The organism is Streptomyces kaniharaensis, assembly GCF_009569385.1.
GTDB classification, from domain to species: Bacteria; Actinomycetota; Actinomycetes; order Streptomycetales; family Streptomycetaceae; genus Kitasatospora; species Kitasatospora kaniharaensis.
The window spans coordinates 307,534-327,946 of sequence record NZ_WBOF01000002.1 but is presented as its reverse complement, the minus strand read 5'-3'; the positions used below and the strand labels follow the sequence as shown (position 1 = coordinate 327,946).

Annotated in this window: 23 protein-coding genes; 10 read left to right on the top strand and 13 right to left on the bottom strand. The window is 70.8% G+C overall.

All coding sequences use genetic code 11. The features are described from left to right. Positions 1–338 precede the first annotated feature (338 nt). Together F7Q99_RS29100 and F7Q99_RS29095 are read right to left on the bottom strand one after the other, a co-directional pair. A complete protein-coding gene (locus F7Q99_RS29100) occupies positions 339–1,370 on the bottom strand; it encodes an SCO2583/SCO2584 N-terminal domain-containing protein (RefSeq protein ID WP_153466915.1) in 1,032 nt (343 codons plus the stop codon). Between the two features lie 347 nt (positions 1,371–1,717). Next, positions 1,718–2,020 carry a hypothetical protein gene (locus F7Q99_RS29095; protein ID WP_153466914.1) on the bottom strand — a complete coding sequence of 101 codons (303 nt, stop codon included), beginning with the start codon at positions 2,018–2,020 and terminating at the stop codon, positions 1,718–1,720. Between the two features lie 55 nt (positions 2,021–2,075). On the opposite strand from F7Q99_RS29095, the gene F7Q99_RS29090 reads away from it, so the two are divergent. After that, positions 2,076–2,639: an aromatic-ring hydroxylase C-terminal domain-containing protein gene (locus tag F7Q99_RS29090; protein ID WP_153466913.1), complete on the top strand. Its 564-nt coding sequence runs from the start codon at positions 2,076–2,078 to the stop codon at positions 2,637–2,639. 724 nt (positions 2,640–3,363) lie between these two features. Here the strand turns inward: F7Q99_RS29090 and F7Q99_RS29085 are convergent. After that, the gene (locus F7Q99_RS29085) at positions 3,364–4,347 is read right to left on the bottom strand and encodes an ArsR/SmtB family transcription factor (RefSeq protein ID WP_326847308.1); all 984 of its coding nucleotides are present in this window, start codon (positions 4,345–4,347) and stop codon (positions 3,364–3,366) included. 71 nt (positions 4,348–4,418) lie between these two features. Here F7Q99_RS29085 and F7Q99_RS29080 point away from each other — a divergent pair, with 71 nt between their 5' ends. Then, a complete protein-coding gene (locus tag F7Q99_RS29080) occupies positions 4,419–5,663 on the top strand; it encodes an MFS transporter (protein WP_153466912.1) in 1,245 nt (414 codons plus the stop codon). 254 nt (positions 5,664–5,917) lie between these two features. On the opposite strand, the gene F7Q99_RS29075 is transcribed toward F7Q99_RS29080, so the two are convergent. Both F7Q99_RS29075 and F7Q99_RS42770 read right to left on the bottom strand, forming a co-directional pair. Beyond that, positions 5,918–7,918, bottom strand: coding sequence for a PE-PGRS family protein (locus F7Q99_RS29075; RefSeq protein ID WP_153466911.1), 2,001 nt, complete (start codon positions 7,916–7,918; stop codon positions 5,918–5,920). Between the two features lie 66 nt (positions 7,919–7,984). Continuing rightward, positions 7,985–8,119 carry a hypothetical protein gene (locus F7Q99_RS42770; RefSeq protein ID WP_268267660.1) on the bottom strand — a complete coding sequence of 45 codons (135 nt, stop codon included), beginning with the start codon at positions 8,117–8,119 and terminating at the stop codon, positions 7,985–7,987. Between the two features lie 31 nt (positions 8,120–8,150). Here F7Q99_RS42770 and F7Q99_RS29070 point away from each other — a divergent pair, with 31 nt between their 5' ends. Next, entirely contained in the window at positions 8,151–8,498 is a 348-nt protein-coding gene (locus F7Q99_RS29070) for an HIT family protein (protein WP_153466910.1), read from the top strand. A gap of 479 nt (positions 8,499–8,977) precedes the next feature. Here F7Q99_RS29070 and F7Q99_RS29065 read toward each other — a convergent pair whose 3' ends face one another. The 3 genes from F7Q99_RS29065 to F7Q99_RS29055 form a co-directional block, all read right to left on the bottom strand. Continuing rightward, positions 8,978–9,547, bottom strand: a complete 570-nt coding sequence (locus tag F7Q99_RS29065) for a GNAT family N-acetyltransferase (RefSeq protein WP_326847307.1) — start codon at positions 9,545–9,547, stop codon at positions 8,978–8,980. A gap of 126 nt (positions 9,548–9,673) precedes the next feature. Continuing rightward, complete coding sequence (locus F7Q99_RS29060; RefSeq protein WP_153466908.1) at positions 9,674–9,823, bottom strand: hypothetical protein; 150 nt, start codon at positions 9,821–9,823, stop codon at positions 9,674–9,676. 103 nt (positions 9,824–9,926) lie between these two features. Continuing rightward, positions 9,927–10,592, bottom strand: a complete 666-nt coding sequence (locus tag F7Q99_RS29055; RefSeq protein WP_326847306.1) for a TetR/AcrR family transcriptional regulator — start codon at positions 10,590–10,592, stop codon at positions 9,927–9,929. Between the two features lie 109 nt (positions 10,593–10,701). Here F7Q99_RS29055 and F7Q99_RS29050 point away from each other — a divergent pair, with 109 nt between their 5' ends. The 4 genes from F7Q99_RS29050 to F7Q99_RS29035 all read left to right on the top strand — a co-directional run bounded on the left by F7Q99_RS29050 (position 10,702) and on the right by F7Q99_RS29035 (position 13,033). Further along, positions 10,702–11,667, top strand: a complete 966-nt coding sequence (locus F7Q99_RS29050; protein WP_153466906.1) for an SDR family NAD(P)-dependent oxidoreductase — start codon at positions 10,702–10,704, stop codon at positions 11,665–11,667. Positions 11,668–11,801: 134 nt separating this feature from the next. Continuing rightward, the gene (locus F7Q99_RS29045; RefSeq protein WP_153466905.1) at positions 11,802–12,140 is read left to right on the top strand and encodes a hypothetical protein; all 339 of its coding nucleotides are present in this window, start codon (positions 11,802–11,804) and stop codon (positions 12,138–12,140) included. A gap of 18 nt (positions 12,141–12,158) precedes the next feature. Further along, the gene (locus F7Q99_RS29040) at positions 12,159–12,794 is read left to right on the top strand and encodes a helicase-related protein (RefSeq protein ID WP_153466904.1); all 636 of its coding nucleotides are present in this window, start codon (positions 12,159–12,161) and stop codon (positions 12,792–12,794) included. Further along, on the top strand, positions 12,779–13,033 hold the full coding sequence (locus tag F7Q99_RS29035) for a hypothetical protein (protein WP_153466903.1): 255 nt from the start codon (positions 12,779–12,781) through the stop codon (positions 13,031–13,033). The genes F7Q99_RS29040 and F7Q99_RS29035 overlap by 16 nt, the downstream gene beginning before the upstream one ends. On the opposite strand, the gene F7Q99_RS29030 is transcribed toward F7Q99_RS29035, so the two are convergent. The 3 genes from F7Q99_RS29030 to F7Q99_RS29020 all read right to left on the bottom strand — a co-directional run bounded on the left by F7Q99_RS29030 (position 13,011) and on the right by F7Q99_RS29020 (position 15,112). Continuing rightward, positions 13,011–13,727, bottom strand: coding sequence for a hypothetical protein (locus tag F7Q99_RS29030; RefSeq protein WP_153466902.1), 717 nt, complete (start codon positions 13,725–13,727; stop codon positions 13,011–13,013). The two genes, F7Q99_RS29035 and F7Q99_RS29030, sit on opposite strands and share 23 nt — an antisense overlap. Before the next feature lie 287 nt (positions 13,728–14,014). After that, positions 14,015–14,464 carry a DUF5994 family protein gene (locus F7Q99_RS29025; RefSeq protein ID WP_153466901.1) on the bottom strand — a complete coding sequence of 150 codons (450 nt, stop codon included), beginning with the start codon at positions 14,462–14,464 and terminating at the stop codon, positions 14,015–14,017. A 330-nt stretch (positions 14,465–14,794) separates the two neighbouring features. Next, positions 14,795–15,112, bottom strand: coding sequence for a hypothetical protein (locus F7Q99_RS29020; RefSeq protein WP_153466900.1), 318 nt, complete (start codon positions 15,110–15,112; stop codon positions 14,795–14,797). Between the two features lie 142 nt (positions 15,113–15,254). Here F7Q99_RS29020 and F7Q99_RS29015 point away from each other — a divergent pair, with 142 nt between their 5' ends. Further along, entirely contained in the window at positions 15,255–15,482 is a 228-nt protein-coding gene (locus F7Q99_RS29015; protein ID WP_153466899.1) for a hypothetical protein, read from the top strand. A 507-nt stretch (positions 15,483–15,989) separates the two neighbouring features. Continuing rightward, positions 15,990–16,463 (top strand): DIP1984 family protein, encoded by a 474-nt coding sequence (locus tag F7Q99_RS29010; protein ID WP_326847305.1) that lies wholly within the window; start codon positions 15,990–15,992, stop codon positions 16,461–16,463. A 579-nt stretch (positions 16,464–17,042) separates the two neighbouring features. On the opposite strand, the gene F7Q99_RS29005 is transcribed toward F7Q99_RS29010, so the two are convergent. Beyond that, positions 17,043–18,098 carry a transposase gene (locus F7Q99_RS29005; RefSeq protein WP_326847304.1) on the bottom strand — a complete coding sequence of 352 codons (1,056 nt, stop codon included), beginning with the start codon at positions 18,096–18,098 and terminating at the stop codon, positions 17,043–17,045. Between the two features lie 72 nt (positions 18,099–18,170). Here F7Q99_RS29005 and F7Q99_RS29000 point away from each other — a divergent pair, with 72 nt between their 5' ends. Continuing rightward, positions 18,171–18,911, top strand: a complete 741-nt coding sequence (locus F7Q99_RS29000) for a PI-PLC domain-containing protein (RefSeq protein ID WP_195911331.1) — start codon at positions 18,171–18,173, stop codon at positions 18,909–18,911. A 71-nt stretch (positions 18,912–18,982) separates the two neighbouring features. Here the strand turns inward: F7Q99_RS29000 and F7Q99_RS28995 are convergent, their stop codons facing one another. Next, entirely contained in the window at positions 18,983–20,245 is a 1,263-nt protein-coding gene (locus tag F7Q99_RS28995) for a YncE family protein (RefSeq protein WP_153466896.1), read from the bottom strand. Positions 20,246–20,413 lie beyond the last annotated feature (168 nt).

The window sequence follows — 20,413 nt, the reverse complement described above, 5'->3', positions numbered from 1 at the left end:
GCGAACTCCTGCTCGCCGGTGGCCAGCGGTTCCGCCGACAGGCTCTCGATGTCCTGACCGCGTGGGGCCACGACACCACTGGCCTTGCCCGGTCCAGCGACGACCGATGCCTGTACATGATGACCGTCCTGCCTGGGTTCGAACGCAGCCGCAGCTGGGACCCGGGAGGCCCGCCTTTCTGATCGTCAGACCATCCCCGCGGGCTGGTAGCCGGCCCGCGGGGATGGACCGTGGTGTGGGGTACATTCCGATGAAGGGTGCATACTCGGCTGGACGCCAAGCGGACCGCCGTACCGCCGTACGGTTCAGTGTCGTCGGAACCTTTCAGGTGGCCCTGGTCAGTGGGTCACCCGGTTGTCAGTTGCCAGCACGTCGCCCGGCACCGTCGAGCCGACCTGGCGCCGCAGCGCGCCGATCGCCGGATCGGAGATGGAGACCGTGAGCCGGTAGGGCGGCTGGCCGATGATGGTGTTGTGCGAGTCGGTCGGCGCCATCAGGCGTTGCTGGACGGCGAAGCCGTCGAAGCCCGGGCACAGGGCCTCGATCGGGAGGGTCACCTGTACGGACGCGCCGTTCTGGGGTCCGACGTGGACGGTGCCGCCCGCGTCGGACGGGGCGTCGTCGTCGCGTGTGAGCGGGAGGCCGTGGGCCCCGCCGACCAGGCCGTCCGGGCCCTCGATCTCCACCGCCACGCCCTGCGGGCCGAGTGGCGCGGACAGGTCCAGCGTGCGGTCGCCGGCGCCCGGACCGAGCTGCAGACCGATGGCGAAGTGCCCGGGGTCTTTCGCCGAGATCCGTGAGAACCCGTAGGAGCCGAGGACGAGTTGCGGTCCTGGCAGTGGGGTGTCCGGCTGCGATCTGGTGGCGAAGGTGAAGGATGCGGGCGCTGGTTCGAAGTAGTGGAAGCCCTTGGTGCCGCACCTGGTGCCGTCGGAGATCCCGCCGCCGGGCAGCGCGACGTCCACGGTCGGCCGGGGCGATGCGGGCACGGCCCGCGGGTTGCGCGCCGCCAGGCTGTCCCTGTTCAGCAGACCGGCCGGGTCCGCCCCGACCGCGACGGCCAGCAGCGCTGCGAAAGCGGTGACCGCGATCAGCACGGTGCGCCGGCGTCCGGGCCGGGTCCAACGTGAGCGGGCCGCGCCGGAGGCCGCCCCAGGTGCCCAGCGGCGGCCTCCCGGGTCCACCGGCGGCTCCTCCCGCCACTGCGCGGCGAGCATCCGGGTTCGGGCGGTCGGCTCCTTGACGGCGGCGTCCCCGATGAAACGCTCGTCCAGGACGAGTCCCTCGAACGGGTCGGGTGTCGCCCGGCCCGGCGCTATTGGCTCCGGCTCAGGGGAAGGGGGCTGGTGGGGTTCCTCGGCGGTTGGCACGGCGCCAGTATGCCCGCCCGTTCGGACACACCGACCCGGCGAAGCGGCCCGGAACGCCTTGTGGCGTGGACACCGACGGTCACTCATCCTTCGGGCGTCCCAGGTCACCGGCCGGCCGCAACACCGCATTCCGCGTGAAGGTCCGTGACAACGATCCGGCTCTCGCCGACCAAGAGCCAGCCGACTGGACGGTGCACTGGTGGCGCCGCGCCTACCGCGGGCACCCCGTGCCGGGTACCCGCCCGTGGCCCTGGTGGTCACCGAGGCCGGACAGGTCGGCCTGGCCAACCGCCAGAAGGCGGTGGCCGACCTGTCGGCCGGGGTCTGGGGCGGTAGTTGGTGGACCGTCACGCGAGACGACAACGACGGGGACGGCTGGCGCGAGGTACAACGACGCCGCGCCCATCGTCGCCACCACCCTGGAGCTGCTGGCCGAGGCCGCGGCAGCAGCACGGGCCGTCGCAGCGGTGGTCGACCCGGATCCGGGCGGCGAGCAGCGCGGCGGCCTCGTCGTCGCGGCCGGCGACGGCAGCTACGTCGACCAGGGCGGTGGCGAGCGCCCAGTCGTCGGCGTGCGGCAGAAGCAGGGCGAACGCCTCCGCGGCGCGGCCGTGCCGGGCGAGCAGGCGCGTGTAGGACTCCAGCGCCATAGCGTGCCCGGCCTCCATCCGGGCCGGAACGGTCCCGATCGCTTCCTCGAGGGCGGTGTCGTGGTCGGGGCGCCCGCGAGGCCGCCCACCAGGCCCGCCAGACCACCGACACCGCTCACCGCCGCCGAGCCCCTCTACACCCGAGCTGCTGCTCACCGCCGCCTACCGCTCCACCGCCGTCCTCGCCGACCCTGACCCCGACCCCGGCACCGATACCCTGCCGCGGCCAGCCCTGGATCCCGAGGGCGAGCACCCCGGCGGCCGGCCCGGCTGCCGAGTCCCGCACCTGCGGCCGGCCGGGACTTCCGGGGTCACGTCCACCCTGGACCTGCTCGGCCCCGGCTTCACCCTGCTCACCACCGGCGCGGACCCCACGGACCCCGCCTGGCAGCGGCAGGTGGAAACCGCCGAGGCGGCCGGCCTGCCCGTCGTCCTGCGGTCACCGACCGGCGAGGACTGGTCGGACCTGTTCGGCCTCCCGCCCACCGGAGCGGTCCTGGCCCGCCCCGACGGCCACATCGCCTGGCAGGCGCCACAACCGCCCGCCGACGACGCCCAGTTGCTCGACGCGCTGCGCCGGATCCTCTCGGCCCGCCCGTCCGCGGACGTCGACCGGTAGCCGGCCGGGCCCGGGGGGCGGGGCGGCCGGAATGCGCAGAACAGGCCGCCCGCCATCCGGTGCGACAGCACGGCGAAACTGAGAACGAAGATCCACCGGCCCGGCTGGGCCGGGACGAGTACCAGGTCGTCAGCGCGGCGCGCTGTACCGACGCGAGTGGTGGCCGGAGATGTTCGTCGACCGCGAGGATGCCGCGGACCTCGCCGCCGCCCGGGGGCTTGCAGCGCGCTCCCGCCGGTCCCTGGTCCACCTGCCGCTGCGCGCCAACCCGGGCAGAGCCTTCGGCATGACGACACCCTCCACCAGGCGCCCCCGCCGCCGGCGCCGTTCGGCCGCGCCCACCGTCCCCGCACCCGCTGCTCCGGTCCGTGCCGCCAGGCCGCCTTCGGTTCCGTCGGCGTGGGTGTCTGCGGCGGGTTGCCCGCGGTGTTGTCCCAAGGCGGGCGCGCCGAGTAGGACGGCGGCGGCCGCGGTACGCTCCGCCGTGACGGACGGGGCCGTGTGGGAGACGACGGCGTCGAGGGTGACCTGGTGGTCGCCCGGCAGTGCCACCACTCCTGTTGGGTGAGGTGGCCCATGCAGGGGCGTTTCAAAGTTCACGTGATCGTGTAAGCGTCCTGGTCAGGGGATGTCCAGCAGGTCCAGCGGGCGGTTGAACGTGCACGACCGCGGTGTCTCTTCACGCTGCGGTGGTTACCGCCGGGAGCGCGCGCCGGTGGTCGGATCAACCATCGGCACGGACGGCCCGGAGGAGGAGTTCGGCCGCGTCGGTGCGCAGGTACAGGACCGTGCGGCCGGTGCGGTGGCGCGCGAGCAGGCCGGCGCCGCGCAGGGCGGTCAGGTGGTGGGAGACGTTCGGGGCGGACAGGCCCGTGCGTTCGGCGAGTTCGCCGGTCGAGGCGGGGGCGTCCAGCTCGGCCAGCAGCCAGGCGCGGGTACGGCCGATCACCCGCGCCAGCCCTTCCGGCACCGCATTGCCCGCGGTCTCCCACAGCGTCGCCACCCCGCGCGGCGGGTACACCAGGCCCGGCTGCCACGGCGGGTTCTGCTGGGAGAACACGCCGGGCCAGGCGAACACCGTCGGTACCAGGACCAGGCCCCGCTCCCCGTCCAGCCGCCGGTGTGCGTCGACCATCCGGTAGCCGATCCGCAAGGCGTCCCGTTCCCATGCCACCTGCGGGTGCAGGTCGGCGAACAGCGCCGCCGGACCACCCACAGCCATCTGCCGGGCCCGGCGCAGGATCTCACCCTCGGCGAGCCGCTCGATCCGGTCCCAGTGCGGGGCGATCGCGGCATCCCAGTACACCCGGATCTCCGCCACCAGCCGGGCCAGACCGGGCTCCGGATCCCGCGCCAACTCCGCTACCAACGGGGACAGTTCACCCCCGCTCCGGGCGAGGTCGCGACGCACCGCCGCAGGATCGGTGGCGGCCAGATCGGCCAGCGCCTGTTCGATCGTCGGGCTGGACGCCGTCGGTACCGGAGTCAGGAAGTCCGGCACGTACACCGTCGGCAGCCGCACCAGCTGGGACAGCAGTTCCCAGCCCACCCCCGCCAGCTGCGCCCTGGCCTGCCGCACCCACGGCAGATGGACCGCGTGCCGGCCCGGGTCCTTGAGTACCTCAACGCTCGTCGTCACCTCGCACAGCGGCGAACGGGAGAACCGCGTCCGGGCGAGGTCTTGTGCGGAGAACTCCCAGGTGAGCACGGGCCCTCCGCGAGGATTCGATCAGGATGGAATATCTGGGCGGCAGTGATCATTCCAGAGAGCCTCGGTGCATGACCACCGCCACACCCCTGCCCTTGCGCGACCGCCTCGGCCTGCCCGACACCGCCGGCCGCGCCCGCCTGATCGGCGCCCACCTCGTCGACAGCCTCGGCACCGGGTTGATCCTCGCCTTCGTCCTCGTCTACTTCACCCACACCACCAACCTCCCTCTCGCCACGGTCGGCGCCGCCGTCTCCACCGCCCGGCTGCTCGCCCTGCCCACCGCCCTCGCGGTCGGCCCACTGATCGACCGCCACGGCGCCCGCGTCGTGGCCGTCGGCGCCAACGCGCTCTCCGCGCTCGCCTACTGCGGGTTCCTGCTCACCCACCAGGCATGGCAGATCGTCCTGGTCTGCCTGCTCGCCCAGATCGGCCACGTCGGCTACTGGACCGCCAGTACCGGCCTGGTGGTCCTCGCCTCCCCCAAGGGCGAGCGCACACGGTGGTTCGCTTTGGTGCAGACACTGCGCAACACCGGCATGGGCCTCGGCGGGGCGCTGGGAGCCGTCCTGATGACCGGCGGCGGTACCGGAGTGCTGCGACTGCTGGTGGTGCTAAACGCGGCCAGCTACCTGCTCGCGTCCATCCTGCTGGCCACGTGGCGGCCCACCGCTGCGCCCGCGGGGGAGGCCAGGACGGCCGAGCCGGGCGGTTACCGGGAGGTGCTGCGGGACCGGCGGTACCTGCTGCTGGTGGCGGTCAACCTCAGCTTCGTCTTCGCGTCGATGATCCTCAGCATGCTGCTGGCCGTCTACCTCACCGTCGGCCTGCACCGCAACGCCTCGGTGGCCGGCTCCCTCCTCGTCCTCAACGGCGTGCAGGTCGTTCTCACCCAGAGCGTCGTCGCCCGCCGTCTGGAGGGTCGGCGTCCCACCCGGGTGGTCGCCGCCGGGGCACTGCTCAACGCGTTCGCCTTCGGCCTCTTCGCGCTGCTCGCAGCCGCCCCCGGCTGGGCCGTCCTGCCAGGCCTGTACACCGCGATGCTCGTGTACAACCTCGCCGAGACCGTCGCGACCCCCTGCCGAGAAGACCTCAGCGTCTCGCTCGCCGACCCGGCTCAGCGCGGCCGCTACCTGGCCGTCTACCAACTCTCCTGGAACGTCGGCCAGGCCGTTGCCCCCGGCCTGCTCACCCTGCTACTCGACCGCGGCGCAGCCTGGCCCTGGCTCTTTCTGCTCGTCCTCAGCCTGGCCGCAGTGCCCGGCCTACTACGGCTCGGCCGACGCCCTGCCACCTCAAGCGCCCGACATGTCTGACGAGCCCTCGGACAGCAGTGGGGTACGTACGAGAACAGGCTCCGTGTAGCCGAGGTCAAGACCTGGTCGGCCAGTTCCAGGAGTTGTCGGGCCTGGCTGATGCGACCGGCGAGTCCGGTGTAGGCATCATGGCGGGTGCCCACGAGCCCGGCGGCGCTGTCCGCCCACGTCCCGGGCACCGTCGGAGAGCACGAGACGGGCCAGTCCTTGGCGGGAGAATGCGGCTCGGTCATCGTCGTAAGGGGTCGTCTGGCTCACGAGGGAAGGGTTCCTTCTGGAGCGGTGGCTGAAAACTGGAGCCGTTGGATCATCTGGCGTATGACGTGGGCGGGCAGTGCCGGGCATCGGGCTGCTGCCTCTGCGGTGTCGGCGTCCCGCAGCAGCCCGACCAGCACCCGCGCGGGCAACTGGGGATGCCTAGCGGCCGCCTGCCGGACATGCTCGTGCGGGTCATCGAGCAGACGTACCGCTGAGGCTGACGTCAGCCGTGGATCGGATGCGGCCCGGTACCTTACTTCCTCGTTGCCGTCCCGGCTGAACCTCTCAACCAATTCGGCCGTCGACTCCGCGTCGTCGAGGGCGAGTTGGCGCATCCGTGGGTTCGGGTCGTCGGCGTAGCGCAGGAGGTTGGTCCGCGGGAAGTTCGGATGGCCGTGCGGCCGGTCAGGGGTGCTCAGACTGCCGGTCCACCACTGCCAGACTTCCAGCAGCATGTCGGCGGGTGCGTCGTCGCAGGATTCGGCGAGAAAAAGGCGGACGACGCGGTCCTCGTCCCGGGCAAGGACCTTAACGACGTCCGACGGGAGGCGCTTGGCCCGCGCAACACTTCTGCGCACGAGGGGGTGCGACGATGCGGCCAGGCGACGCATGGCGTCGGGGTCGTCGTGCAACGCCATGACCCAGTCGAGCGGGTAGTAGTGGGCGCGCGGATCGAAGTCGATCCGCACGTGCGCCCGCTGCTCCTCGGTGAGGTCGGGGCGCTTGGAGACTTCGAAGCGGACATCTTCGTCAGGGTCCTGGGCGAGGAGAGTGACCAGGTCCGGGTCCAGACGCGGGTTACGTGCGAGGGAACGCCGCTGGGCCGGGTCGCCATGGCGGGCCAAGTGTTCGGCAAGGTCGCGCTCCAGACGGCTGGTCTCCACCGCGCGGTCTTCGAGGCCCTCGGAGTTGAAGACCGACCGGGGCATCGGGTGGTCCTGGTGGTGGCACAGCAGCGCTGCGGTACGAACCTTGCCATCGGGGTCGTCGATGAGTACGTGCCGTGCCGGGCCGTCCAGGTGAGGCCAAGCGCCACGGCAGGCAAGGGCTCGTACAGCCGGATCGGGATCGGCTGCCAAGGCGGTCAATATCCGTACCGGCAGTCCAGGGAGGCGAGCGGTCTCTTCCCGGACCCGGGCGGACGGGTCGGCGGCGAGCTGCTGGTAGGCGGTGTCGGTGAGCTCGGCTCGTCGGTCCGCCGCGAGCATGGTGAGAATCCACCGATGCCGGGCGTCCTGCTCGCCGAGAATCAGGCGCGCCCACTGTTCAGCCGTGATGTTCGGCTGAGACTCGGCGACTCTCCCTCGCGTTTTCCAGTCCGGGTGGGCGATAGCTGCGTCGACGACCGACGCCGGCATCGGGCGCCAGAGAAGGAAGGGCGACAAGTCGAGCAGGCTGGCGTGCATGTCTTCGGGTACGGCCGGGTTGAGCGCCAGCCCGTTTGCCCACATCTCGCGTAGCCTCTCGGAAGGCCCCGGGCCCCGCAGCAGCGATGCCCAGGCCGCTGCCCGCTCCTGCGAGGTCTCCTGGGCCGCCGCCTCCTGTCGCTCTCCGGGCCGGTCCACAGAGACGAGCCAGACCTCGTCCTCTTCGGTGGTCGCCCCCAGCAGGCTGTCTCCGTTCGTCGAGAGCGCGACGAACTCCGGCTGGCCGGGCCGTTCGCCCAGCACTCCGGCGAGGTCCCACTGAGCGGTGAGCCGGACCCGCGTCCAGGACCTGGCCGCACGGCCCGTCCAGTTGCCGGCCACGTCGATGAGGAACACCCCGTCCTCGCGGATGATCCCGCCGTCGACCGCGAGCCGGTGCCACTGCGCGTTGAACTCGGCGACCAGATCAGGCCGGTCTCCCCGCACGGCCACGGTCGGCTTGGCTCCGCCCGAGATGATCGGGCGCCACGCGGCTCGGGGCGGCAGCACGTCCTCGATCCGCCCTTCGCCCGCGATCTCCAGCCCGGCGCGCTGAAGCAGCTCCGCGAGCTTGTCTCTCCCACCCGTCATGAGAGCCCATCCTGCCCGAGCCGGTTCCCGGCCTCTTCAGCGGCCGGCGGGGTACGGAAGAGGCCGTCATCGGCGGCCGAGGTCGGCGGCGTACTCGGCGGCGAAGCCAGCGCGATCGCGCTGCCAGTGGTCGGCGGTGCTCAGGTGGTAGCCGAGTAGCCGGCTGACAACGACAGCTGGCAGGTCCGCGGCGAGGTCCATCAGTGCGGTCTTGCGGGCGTGGCGGGCGCGGATGCCGATGCTCCTGGTGGTCCCGAAGCGGCACCTGGAGCACGTCGTCACGGACCTGACCGAGCAGGATTACCTCGCCATCATGCGCACCGTGCGGCTGGTCGCCCTGGCCGCCGAAGACGTCCTCGGCGGAGAACGGACCTACCTCTTCTCCCTCGGCTCCCAGGCCGGCAACAGCCATCTGCACTGGCACATCGCCCGCCTGCCCCACGGCGTGCCCTACGAGCAGCAACAGTTCGAAGCCCTCGCCTTCACCAACGGCCACCTCGCCTACACCCCCGCCGAGCGCGCTGAACTCGCCGACCGGCTGCGCCAGGCCATCACCGCCCGCGCCACCGCGGTGGGCTGACCTGCCGTTGCCCCATCGGCTGCCGCTCGTTGGACCCGCCGAGCGCCTCCACCAGGGCGCGTGGCTGCGCCTGCTCCACACTGCCCGGCACGAACACCCCCACGGGCCGGGCGCCGCACGGTGAAGCCCTCGGACGGCCGGGACCGTACACAGCCCGGCCGCCCAGCCCCCGCGCCGTCGAGGTGGAGTCCGCTCGTGCCCGTGCTCCGCATCCGGGGCTGCCGGTGCAGCAAGCCCGTCCGGCTCTCCGAGGACGTCTACGCCCTGGACGGCGAGTGGCAGCGCCGCCACCCGGACATGCGAGGCGTTCTCGCCTGCCAGGCCGCGCGCTGCGAGGTGGTTGGGGATTCTGCGAGCCACGCGGCGGCACGCTCCCCACAGGGCACGTCCAGTTCGCGGACTGGACGGACGGCTGCGACTCCTGGAACCACGTCCTGATGTCGGGTACCCAAAAGGCGATGCGCCGCGCCTCGCGCTGCCTACGCCTGCCGCCGCTCCCACTGCTCCTTCGTGATCTCGTACCGCACACCCCCGTGCTCGGAACCCTCGACCGCCATCATGTCGTCCGGCGTGGGGATGTTCTCCGCGAGCGTCATCCCGAGCTTCTCCATGACGTTGCGCGAAGGGCGGTTCACGGTCATCGTCTCGGCCCAGACCATGCGGATGCCGAGCTCGGCGAATCCCTTCGCCAGCAGCGCCTGCGAGACCTCGGTGGCGTAGCCCCTGCCCCAGGTCGCCTGGCGCAGGCGGTAGCCGAGTTCGGCCTCCTCACGCGGGCCGCTGCGCAGCGGACGCAGGCAGAACCAGCCGACGAACGCGCCGCCGTCCTTCTCGTGCGCGGCGAACAGGCCAAGGTCGTGATCCCAGCGCTCGTAGCCGGCGAGGATGCTGGGGATGGCGAGGTCGCGGACCTCCTCTGGCGGGGTCGGAGCGCCGCCGGTCAGGTAGCGCATCACCGCCGGGTCGCTGTCCAGCTCGATCAGCAGGTCCGCGTCGGCGGCGGCGAAGGGGCGCAGGGTCAGGCGCTCGGACTCGAGGTAGGTGGTCACGTGAGGATCATGGCCGAGACGGGTCGGACGGTCCAAAGAGTTTTCGGGCCGCGTCCGTCACCGGGTGGCGTGCTGGAGGAACAGCAGCATGGCACGGCCGCCTTCACGTCACGGCCGAGGACCCGCCTATATCGCTCCCCAAGCCATAAGGGGTTCGCGTAGTGCGACCACCCCCGTCCGCGTGGTGCGGCCACCCCAGGCCTGGTCCACCAGGAAGCCGGCGGTGCCCCGCTCCTGGCCGAGCTGGTCGGCGGGATCGTCGCCGCAGCGGTTCATGCCGCCCATCCTCTCTGATAGCTCACAACGGACCGGCAGAGAAGTCGAAACGGTTCAGCTCAAGAGGCACAGAGGTTTTGGCCTGTTCAGTGCAACGCGCTGGTCAGCGGCGGGGTAGCACGCCCAGGAGGGTTGCGGTCAAGGCCTGCTTCAAGTAGTCCTGCAGATCCAAGTGGAAGCGGGCCAGGTCGGGCTCGGCCTCGTAGGCCGCCTGCAGGCTGGGTGGGGGCGTGCTGAACGCCGACAGTGCGCCGGCCATGACCATGGTCTGCAGGCTGAACAGTGTTGCGTTCTCACCCAGCTCCGGCAGGTATTTCCGGAGCAGGGCGGTCATGGTTGTCAGGCGGTCCAGGGAGGCGCGCTTGTAGCGTGCTACGACCTCGACGGAGACGTTGTGTTCCAGGACGCTGCCCTGGGCGCCGAAGAGCTCGCACAGCGCCATTCGGCCGGACAGCGAGCGACTGAGGATCTCGGCCACCGCGGCCGCTCGCTCGGGCATGGGGAGATCTTCGTCGATGCCGGCGGCCAACTCCCCTGCCAGTTCCGTCAGCCACTCCCGCAGAAAGCGGTCAAGCAGCTCCAGCAGCACCGCCTCGCGAGACTCGAAATAGCGCAGCACGTTCGGCTTCGCCAGGCCTACCCGGCGGCTGAGCTCGTTCAGGGTGACCGCGGCCACAGGCATCTCGTCGAGCATCGCCGACGCCATGTCGAGGATCGCCCGTCGGCGGATCTCCCGCTGCTCTTCAGTTCGCGCCCGCTGGAAAGTCACGATCGCCAGTCTAGGTTAGGTACCTTCGGTACGTTGACAACATACCGAAGGTACTTTAATGTCGACCACGCAAGATACCTTCGGTACGTTATCTGGCTGGGAGCCTGACATGGGCGAGAAGTGGACGACAGCGAACATTCCGGACCAGCGCGGGCGGGTGGCCGTGGTGACCGGGGCCAACACCGGACTGGGGTACGAGACCGCCAAGGCCCTCGCCGAGCACGGGGCGTCCGTGGTGCTCGCCGTGCGCAACATCGAGAAGGGCCAGCAGGCCGCGGCCCGCATGACCGGCGAGGTGACCGTGCAGGCGCTGGACCTGACCTCGCTCGACTCCGTGCGGACCGCGGCGGCGGCGCTGCGGTCCCGGCTCGACCGGATCGACCTGCTGATCAACAACGCCGGCGTGATGTACACCCCGAAGCAGACCACCGCCGACGGCTTCGAGATGCAATTCGGCACCAACCACCTCGGCCACTTCGCGCTCACCGGACTGCTGCTAGACCTGATGCTGCCAGTGCCCGGCTCGCGCGTGGTGACGATCAGCAGCACCGGCCACCGCATCCGGGCCGCGATCCACTTCGACGACCTGCAGTGGGAGCGGTCGTACAGCCGGGCCGCCGCCTACGGCCAGTCCAAGCTGGCCAACCTGATGTTCACGTACGAGCTGCAGCGCCGGCTCGCCGCGCACGGCACCACCATCGCGGTCGCCGCCCATCCCGGCGTGTCCAACACCGACCTCATCCGCAACACCCCCGCCGCGCTCCGCCTGCCCGTCACCTGGCTCGCGCCGCTGATCACCCAGACGCCGGCCATGGGCGCCCTGCCCACCCTGCGCGCCGCCACCGACCCCGCCGCGCTCGGCGGTCAGTACTACGGTCCCGGCGGGCGCAACGAGGTCAAGGGCCACCCCCGACTGGTCACCTCCAGCCCGGAGTCGTACGAGGTAGCCGTCCAACAGCGGCTGTGGGCCGTCTCCGAAGACCTCACCGGCGTGAAGTTCCCCGCCGTTCAGTCCCAGCAGAACTCTGGGTTCTACCAGCCGTCCATCGCCCGGACGTCCCCGGAGATGGCGTAGCGGCGGCAGGCGAGGATCTCCTCGGTGGTGATGCCGATGTCGTTCGCGAGGCGGGCGAGACCTGCGTCCTCGGCCTGGCCGACCTCGCCGACGCCGACAGCGAGAGCGCGGAGAAGCTGCCCGCCCTCTGCTCCATGACGGACACCCGGATCTACGGCAAGACCGTGTTCACCTGGACCCTCGGACAGGGCATCGAGCACGGCTACCTCGCCGACTACCGCGTCCTCGTCCCCGTCGTCACCGACGAGGACCTGCGCGACCTCCTCAACCTCCCCGCCGTCGCCGACCTGCGCTCGCAGCGCTCGAACGAGGAGCTGCTGCGCCTGGCCCTGCAGATCGCGGTGCTGCGCGCGGTCGCCGACCTCGGCCTGCGCCGCGTGATCACGTTCCACTCCCGGGTCAGTGCGGCGCGGGAGTTCGCGGGCACCCTGCTGGAGGCCTCGGAGCTGTTGGAGGACGCGGAGCGCCCGTAGCGGATCTGGGCGAAGGCGGTGGCCGGCACCGACCGGCTCAAGGACCGCCGCGCCGCCTTCACCGAGTTCAAGGCCCACACCGGCGAGGACGGTGAGGAGTGCGGCATCCTCGCCAACGCCCGCCTGCTCTCGGAAGGGATCGACATCGCGGCCGTGGACGCCATCTGCTTCGCGGACCCCAAGTCGTCGGTCATCGACATCGTCCAGGCCGTCGGCCGCGCGCTGCGCCAGTCCTACCGGCAGGCCAAGGTCTCCTGGGTCATCATCCCGGTCTACCTCCCGACCCCCGAGGTCGGCGACGACACCGCCACCGCACACCCGGCCGAGGTCCACGACGCCGGCGAGGCCGTGAAGGCCGAGGCCGACGCCGAGATCGAGGCCAGCTCGTTCCGCACCATCTGGCGGGTCCTGCGCGCCCTGGCCGCGCACGACGCCCAGGTGGTCGGCCGGATCACCGAGCTGCGCGCCCACCGCTCCCAGGGCACCGCGCACACCACCGCGGCCAAGCCGACCGAGGGCGAGACCGAGGCCGGGGAGGGCGAGCAGCCGGCGCCGGTGGAGTTGCCGATCCGTACGGCCGCTACCACTTGGTGGCGGCCGCCGTTGAACCCGCACAGCCAAGAAGGGGAGGCACCAGCATGCCGGAATCCGTGAAGCCGGTCCCGTCCTACGCCTGGTGGGGCGACGTTCCCGACCACCTGCGAACCACGACCCAGCTCGCCGCGCTGGACCTGCCGCGCCACATCCTCACTGCTCTCGGCGAGCAGACCGTCGTCGTCCCGGGCACGGACGCCGCCGCACTCATCGTCCCGAGCCCCCGCGAGCCGGGCTCGGCGGCCGGCACGTCAGATTGGCATCTGGCTGCTCCTGCTACCGGGATGGGTACGTCTTGATGCTGACTGCCTGCCCGGCTCCGCGTTCGCGGATCAGTGCCGCGGCGGACGCAGGGACCTGGACCACCAGGTCGCCCTGGGGTGGCACCACGGCGAGCCCCCCGATCGGGGTTCGGTGCACGACCTGCTGCGAGGCTCCCGGCGGCGGCGAGTCGTAGACCAGGTGCACCACGCGCAGTTTGACCGGCACCGGGTGCGGGTTGTGCAGGACGACCGCGTCGAACGGGGCGAACCTGCTGACCGTCGCGCCGTCGCGGGTCGGCCTCGCATCGATGTAGTCGTTTGGGCTGGTGGTGGGCAGTGCCAAGAGCTTCTTGACGGTCACCAGGACATCAGCCACCTGGTCCGCGCCCGGGCCCGAGAAGTTCAGCACGTCGAAGCCATCGCCCGGACACACCACCAGCTCGCCCCGGTCACTGCCGTACGCCGTGCCGACCCGAACCCCGGGCAAGACGCGCCCGTCGCTGCTCACAGGAGTGAACGCGAGGACCGGAGCCACGTCGACAGCGTCCGGGTTGATGATGTGCAGCGTCTGGTCGATGCGGTTGGAACCGCCATGCGCCCGGTACCCGAATGCCGGTGGCGTCACCGCCGGCCGTGCCGGTCCCCTGGTCCGCGCGCGGAGAGCGCGCACGGCCATGGCAGTGAGGACGGTGATGCTGCTGGCCAGGCCTATCAGCTGATGGGAAGACACGCGGGGAGTGTAGTAGTTGCGGTTTCATCAGCTGGTTCTTGCCGTCGAGGCAGGCCGACGGGCAGGAAGGACACCGGGACGCTATCCCAGGCAAAGCGTCAGCGAACACAGAGCATGAGACACATCTACGTGTCTGGAGAACCGTCGGCCTTCGGCTCCAGGCTCACTGCGTCGCCGGACGGGAACACGGTGACCGGGCGGGCGAGCGCGACGGCGACCGGCAGGACGAAGGGCAGCACCGGGGCCTACCCGCCGTCGTCCTGGGAGTCGACCACGCAGCCGTGCGGTCAGCCGTACAGGAGTTCTGCTGCCGGGGTGTGGTTTCCGGTCGCCGAGGCGCCGGCCATCGCCGAGGCGGCCGTCGTCGACTCGGTCCCCGGCGGTACCACCAGTAGCAGGAAGTGGTCCTGGAAGCCCCGGGTGACACTGATCGTCGCGTCGCTGCCGGCGAACCAGTTGATCCTGACCGTCAGGCCGTTCGCCGCGACGGACCGGGGCACGCCGTCCCAGGCCGTGGTGTCGAGGCCGACCCGGACAATGCGCCCGAAATGGGCGCCGAGTGCGATGATCAGGTCCGGCAGTTCGGCGAGGACGTGGTTCGAGCGGGGCCACCAGGCGCCGTCGAAGACGCCGTCCCGCGACATCGTCGGCTCCAGCACCAGGCGTGGCAGCAGCGGGGCGTCGGGCACCGTCCACGGCCCGGGAGAGGAAGAGGTGAGGAAAGGAATCGGCATCATGCGAAGCCGCCCGTCCGGTCCGCGAGGGACCCGTTACGACCCAGGGCGACGTCGGCGCTGATGCCGGTGTGCGGAATGTCCTTGGTTGTCTCCCACGGTACTCCGCACCGGTCTCCTCCGGGCCGTCCGCCGCGGGAGTAGGCTCGAAGAGATCCAGGGCATCCCGCATTCCGGTACCTGTTCCGGCTTCGTTCTGGGTGAAGGACAGCCCGGCAGCCCCCAGCGGACAGCCGGAGACGGGAACGGTGAACAACCGTGACCACCCACTCCCCGCAGTCGGCACGGCCCGGCCACGGGCCTCACGGTCGCCGACGCCATGGACCCCTGCGACTACCAGATAGCCGACGCCTCGAAGCCAAGTGGGAAGCCAAGCCGGTCAGTGTCGACCCGCTGATGAAGATCGCGGACCGATTGACGAACCAGCCGTCTGGAACCCGCGCCATCGTTGTGTCCGTCTCCGGCTACACCGGGCCCGCGCTGAAATGGGCCATAGAACGCCAGAGCGTGCTGATCCTCGACATCACGCACATCGAGGCCATGCTGTGCGGCCTTCTCGGGCCTGAGGACCTTCTTCACGCGCTGTACGCCGAGACCGCCGCCAGCGGCAACCGCCTGGTCTGCCTGGCGGACATCCTGGTCCCCCAGCACGTGGACCCCGGGCCGGCTCCCACCCTGCGCCGTAGTAGTTGGCCACGAGGACTGGAACCGCACGCGACTGCATCCTTTGGACTACTGCGTTTTCGCCCCTGTGGAGGACGATCTTGCGGCACCGCCGCGAAAGAGTCGACCCATGCGAACCACCATCGGATACACCACCGAAAGCATCGGCTACGTCGTAGGAGCCCAGGGGCTTGTCAGCTTCGCTTCGCAGACCCTCTTCGGCACGGAGTGGGGCTGGATGCACAACGTGGTCGACCTTCCGTCCACCGCTTACCTCGGCATCGTCGCCGTGGGGCTGGCGCTCATCGTCGGCGGGGTGAAGATGCGTAAGACGCCCCAGCGCCAGAAGGTCGCCTGACCGGCGGGCCTTTCAGCCCGCGACCAGCGAAACGGCCGCACCGGCGCCACATCCTCGAACCCGGCCGTCACACAGTCCAGCAACGGACGCCGCGGTCGCTTGCGTACAGCGTCCACGTACGACAGCTCGACGTCACAGCCCCTCAAGATCCACCCCAGCCCGTACAGCCCCCAGCGCCCTCAGTGCGACCAACCGGACGACTAGGTGCGCTGAGACAGAAGGCCAAACGGCTAGGTTCACTGAGCAGACGCCTCGATTGGATGAGAACGGTCACCCGTCCCCGGCTGACCCTTCTCACCGAAGTTTGACCGGCGTGGTTCTGTCTCAACGAAGTCCGACTGCCTGGGGTACGACTGTCCGGTTCTCATTGGGCCCGTGAGGTCATTTCATGAACCCGTTCGGCGCCCGCCGGGTGAGTCCGGCTGGCCCTACCCCGCGAACCGCACCGTCAGCCACTGACATGCATACTTGCCAGACGATCAATGGCAGGTAGAGGTGGATGACGCGGTGAAACTGGCTGAAGCGCTCGCGCAGCGCGCGGCGGCGGTGCGGCAGGTGGAGCAGTTGCGGGCGCGCGTTGTCGGCAGTGCCCGCTACCAGGAGGGCGAGGAGCCGGCCGAGAACGCGGCGGAGGTCCTGGCCCAGGCCGGGGAGGTGCTGGATGAGCTGGAGAGGCTGATCCGTCAGATCAACCGGACCAACTCCACCGTGCTCATCGAGGGTGGCGGCACTCTTACCGACGCCCTCGCCCGCCGGGACGTCCTGCGGCTGCGCCACTCGGTGACCACCGCAGCCGCCGACGCCGCCTCCGGACGCGACCAGCGCGGAGCCGTACGACAGTTGCGGTCCGAACTCAGGATCCTCTCCGCGCTGCCGGTCGCCGAGCTCCGCGCCCAGGCGGACGTCCTGGCCAAGGAGATCCGCGAGGTGGATACCTTGATCCAGCGCACCAACTGGGAGATCGACCTGATCGAGGACTGACCCCACAAGCTGGGTGTGGGAAGCAGGTAGTCGTCATGGAGGCGTGCACACACCGCGGCCGGCGGTTTATCCGGCCCTGGCGCGTGAAGAGCAACGCAGGGGTTCGATTCCCCACCAACAGTGCAGCTCAGCATCGCGTACAGGTGACAGAGCACACTGCACAGCTCACCACCATGTGCAGATCCGGACGACGAGGGCGGGAACGGGGCGCCCACACCCGGTGCGGGGGCCGTGCACACTGTCACAGCCCCCGCACCTACTCCACTGTCGACACGTACGGCTATGTCGAGAACGCGGACAGCGCCGACACCTTCATCCCGCCGGGCGAGGAAATGGAACTCCTCTGGCCGGAGGCCTGATCGCAGGTCAGCAGCCGGTCAAACTTCGGTGGGACTGGTCAAATTCCGTTGAGACGGGAGACCGGCATCCGGACCACCAGCCCGGGGACGCGGTGCGCGCCCCACGTGAGCTGATGTTCGGGCCTGGCCGGTGCTGGACGGTGGAGCCGCGCTGGCGCTGGGTGGAGATCCGGATCGGCGGCCGGTGGCGCCCCGGCGGGCTGGAGCTGTGGCGGCTTCATCAGGGATCGACCCGCTGGGTCGCCCTGGTGCGCTGGGGCCCCGGCCCGGACGACTGGGGCGGGGAACCTGTTTCAGCGAGCGGACGATCCGGCCGCTGCCCGAGCCCGGCGGCCGGGCTCCGGCCGCGGCGCCGTTCCTGGGGACGACGTGGCGCGACGCCGCGCTGGTGCCCGCCGAGCTCGCCGGGCCGCCCGGTGCGGACGGCGACGTCCGGGCCCCCGACGTTCACGGCGATGGCTGTGAGTACGTGTTGCAGGTGGGCTTTCGGCTGTCCTCGGTAGCGGCAGCGGCGCATGCCGTGTCCGTGGGCGAACTCGTTAATGGTGCCTTCCACTCCGTAGCGGACCGCGTAGCGGGCCTTCCAGGCGGGCGTCTGCTGCTCGGTGCGGACGCGGATTTGCAGCTCGCGGAGTTCTCGTGGCGGAAGCCCCCGGGCGTTCTCGCGGGAGCTGGTGCACCGGGGACGGTCCGGACACGGTTGGCACTGGCTCTTGGTGAACCGCGCCACGATCAGCGGTGCCGCGGTGGGCGAGGAGGTCGGGTAGGGGCCGTGCCAGCCCGCGCTGACCTGGCCTCGGGGGCAGGTAACTTGTCGGCGGTCGAAGTCGATGTGGAAGTCGTCCCGGTCGAAGCCTTCACTCCGGCGGTGTTGGCGGGTCGGGTTGCCCGGCAGCGGCCCACTGACGGTGACCTGGTGTTCGCGGGCGGCTCGTTCGAGGTGGACCAGGGAGGTGTAGCCACCGTCGACCAGGTGCTCGGCGGGCAGCAGTCCACGACGCGCCAGCCGGGTGTGGATGCCGGGCAGGGCCTGAGCGTCGTTGGTGGCGGCCGAGGTGGTGGGCACGTCCGTGATCACGTTGACGCTGTCGGAGGCGCACGTCTCGGTGAGATGGGCGGCGAATCCCTCCCAGCGGATGATGTGCCCGTGACGGACATAGCGCGCCGTGGTGTCGTAGGGAGAGACGATCGCCGAGGAAGAGGACGGCAGCCCGCCGTCATCAGCGGTGCGCCAGCACAAGCGGCTTGCCGCGTTGCGATAGTAGTTCTGGACCACGACCTGCCGCAGGGCCCCTCCACCTGCGGGCCGGGCCGGTAGCCTGATCCGTGCCGGTGGAGGATGGTGTCCGTGAAGATGGCCTGCCCCACGGCCCTCGTTCCGACGATCCGGGTCTGGCTCGGCGCCCACCCGGGAGCCGGCCCGCTGGTGGTCAAGCTGGAGCTGAAGGGCGGCTTCTCCGCCAACCTCGGGATGGGCCCCGACCAGCTAGACCGGCTCATCGCCGCCCACCTCGGCGCCGCCGTGCTGCGCCCGGTCGACCTGCTCGCCAAGCCCGGCGGCGGCTCGTACGGCAGCGTCGACGAGGCGGTGCGGGCGGGCAACTGGCCGAGCCGGTCGGCGCTCGCCGGGCGGGTGCTGCTGTACGCGATCCCGGGGACGGTCGAGGAGGGCAACCCCTTCGACACCCTGCACACCGACGTCGAGTACGTGCGGCACCTGCGCGACCTTGCCGCGGCCGGCCGCATCAAGGACGCCCAGCTGTTCCCCGCCGTGCACGGCGCGGTGGCGGGCGACGCGCGCAGCAGGTGCTCGGGCGCGGACGCCGGGATCTGGCCGTGGTTCGTGGTCTTCGACGACGGCGCCGCCACGTACGTCAACGGCATCGACACCTTGTGGTACGACCGCTCGCACTACCTGCTGGTGATGACGGACGCCCACCAGGTGGCGCCCGCGATCAGCGCCACGGACCCGACGGCCGACCAGGCCCGGGCGCTCGCCGAGCAGTTGGCGCGGGCGCACGCGAGCATCGTGTCGAGCGACTGGCGCAACCTGGCGGCGGTGCAGTCCCTGGTGCTGTCGCGCGGCTGAGGCCGGGCCCGTGTGCCACCGGGTGGTGAACTGCTCGGTGGCGCACGGGTTTTCCGTGGGTGGCCCGGTGCTCAGCTCCTGGTCGGTCCGGTCCAGTCCGCGGGGACGTGGCCGAGCCGGACCCGCTGCGGGTGGCGGCCGACCGCGACCGAGGCCGTCCGCTGCCCGCTGGCGAAGTCGATCGCGGTGACCTGGTCGGCGCCGCTCTCCGAGATCAGGCAGGCCTTGCCGTCCCCGCTGACCGTCGCCCAGTAGGGCTTGGCGGCCGGGATCCGCGGGCCCTCGTGGAGCGTCGAACGGTCCACCACCGTGGCGTAGTCGTCGACCGTGCCGGCGACGCAGAGCTTGTCGCCGGCCGGGCTGATCGACAGGCCGTGGTGGCGGGAGTCGTTGGGCCAGCTGGTGCGGTCCTCGTCGGTGGCCGGGTTCCTCGGCAGGGTCTTCACCCGGGTGATCCGGTCGGCGGCGACGTCGTACTCGAGGAAGCCGTTGAAGAACGAGACCTGGAAGTAGAGCCGGGTTCCGTCGGGGGAGAAGACGGCGGGGCGGACTGCGTTGGAGAGGCCGCCGAGGCCGGCGTCGTCCAGGCGCTTGCGCATGTCGATCTCCCTGATCGGCGCGAGCGTCGCGGCGTCGACCACGGTGATGTGCCGGTCGCCCTTCGTCCAGTCCAGCCAGGGAGCGTCGAGGGCGGTCTCGACGTTGCCGATGGACATGTTCCAGAGCTGCCGGCCGCCGTCGGTGAAGATGTTCTCGTGCGGCTTGTCCCCGGTGCGGAAGGAGCCGAGCTCGGAGCCCGTCCGGACGTCCAGGAGGTGGACGGTGTTCGCGGTGGAGGCGGAGACCGCGACCCGGGTTCCGTCGGGGGAGAGCGCCATGTGGTCGGCGCGGTAACCGGCGACGGGGAAACGCCAGTTGATCCGGCCGGTGGCGAGGTCCAGGGAGACGACGTCGGCGAAGCTCGGCCGGGAGACGACCACGGCTGTGCCGTCCGGCGTGGTGTACATGTCGTCGACGAACTGGTCGTGGCCCTCGCCGGGGCCGAGCCGGATGCCGAGGAAGAAGCCGAGCTTGACCGGGTTGAGGTAGATCTCGGCGAGGCGTTCGTCCTTGTCGGGGATGACGTTGATCCGTCCGACCTTGGTGAGGGCGCCGGAGGACTCGATGACGTCGGCCGTACCGTCCCAGTTGTTGCCCACGAACATCACCTCCCGCAGGGCCGGTGCGGCGGCGTGGCTCGTGGCGGTGGCGGCCGGGACGAGCAGGCCGAGGGCGGCCGCCAGGGTGCAGAGGGATCGGACGCCGAGGCGGCGTCGGGAACCTGGCCGGTGCATCGTCGCTCCTTCGCGGGTGGCACGAAGCGGGGGTGGTGGGCGCGAGAACGGGTTGGCGCGAGAACGGGGGTGTCACGTCGGCAGGGGCGCGGTTCTGCGGCGGGTGACGTGACGCGAAGTCTGAAAAGACGGTTTGTCAGATTGCGTTACCCGACGGTAGGGAGGGGC

Coding starts and splice junctions, on each gene's coding strand:
- F7Q99_RS29095 (WP_153466914.1), bottom strand. CDS start 2,020: ATGGCGCTGGAGTCCTACACGCGCCTGCTCGCCCGGCACGGCCGCGCC.
- F7Q99_RS29080 (WP_153466912.1), top strand. CDS start 4,419: ATGACCACCGCCACACCCCTGCCCTTGCGCGACCGCCTCGGCCTGCCC.
- F7Q99_RS29075 (WP_153466911.1), bottom strand. CDS start 7,918: ATGACGGGTGGGAGAGACAAGCTCGCGGAGCTGCTTCAGCGCGCCGGG.
- F7Q99_RS42770 (WP_268267660.1), bottom strand. CDS start 8,119: ATGGACCTCGCCGCGGACCTGCCAGCTGTCGTTGTCAGCCGGCTACTC.
- F7Q99_RS29070 (WP_153466910.1), top strand. CDS start 8,151: ATGCCGATGCTCCTGGTGGTCCCGAAGCGGCACCTGGAGCACGTCGTC.
- F7Q99_RS29060 (WP_153466908.1), bottom strand. CDS start 9,823: ATGAACCGCTGCGGCGACGATCCCGCCGACCAGCTCGGCCAGGAGCGG.
- F7Q99_RS29050 (WP_153466906.1), top strand. CDS start 10,702: ATGGGCGAGAAGTGGACGACAGCGAACATTCCGGACCAGCGCGGGCGG.
- F7Q99_RS29045 (WP_153466905.1), top strand. CDS start 11,802: ATGACGGACACCCGGATCTACGGCAAGACCGTGTTCACCTGGACCCTC.
- F7Q99_RS29035 (WP_153466903.1), top strand. CDS start 12,779: ATGCCGGAATCCGTGAAGCCGGTCCCGTCCTACGCCTGGTGGGGCGAC.
- F7Q99_RS29025 (WP_153466901.1), bottom strand. CDS start 14,464: ATGATGCCGATTCCTTTCCTCACCTCTTCCTCTCCCGGGCCGTGGACG.
- F7Q99_RS29015 (WP_153466899.1), top strand. CDS start 15,255: ATGCGAACCACCATCGGATACACCACCGAAAGCATCGGCTACGTCGTA.
- F7Q99_RS28995 (WP_153466896.1), bottom strand. CDS start 20,245: ATGCACCGGCCAGGTTCCCGACGCCGCCTCGGCGTCCGATCCCTCTGC.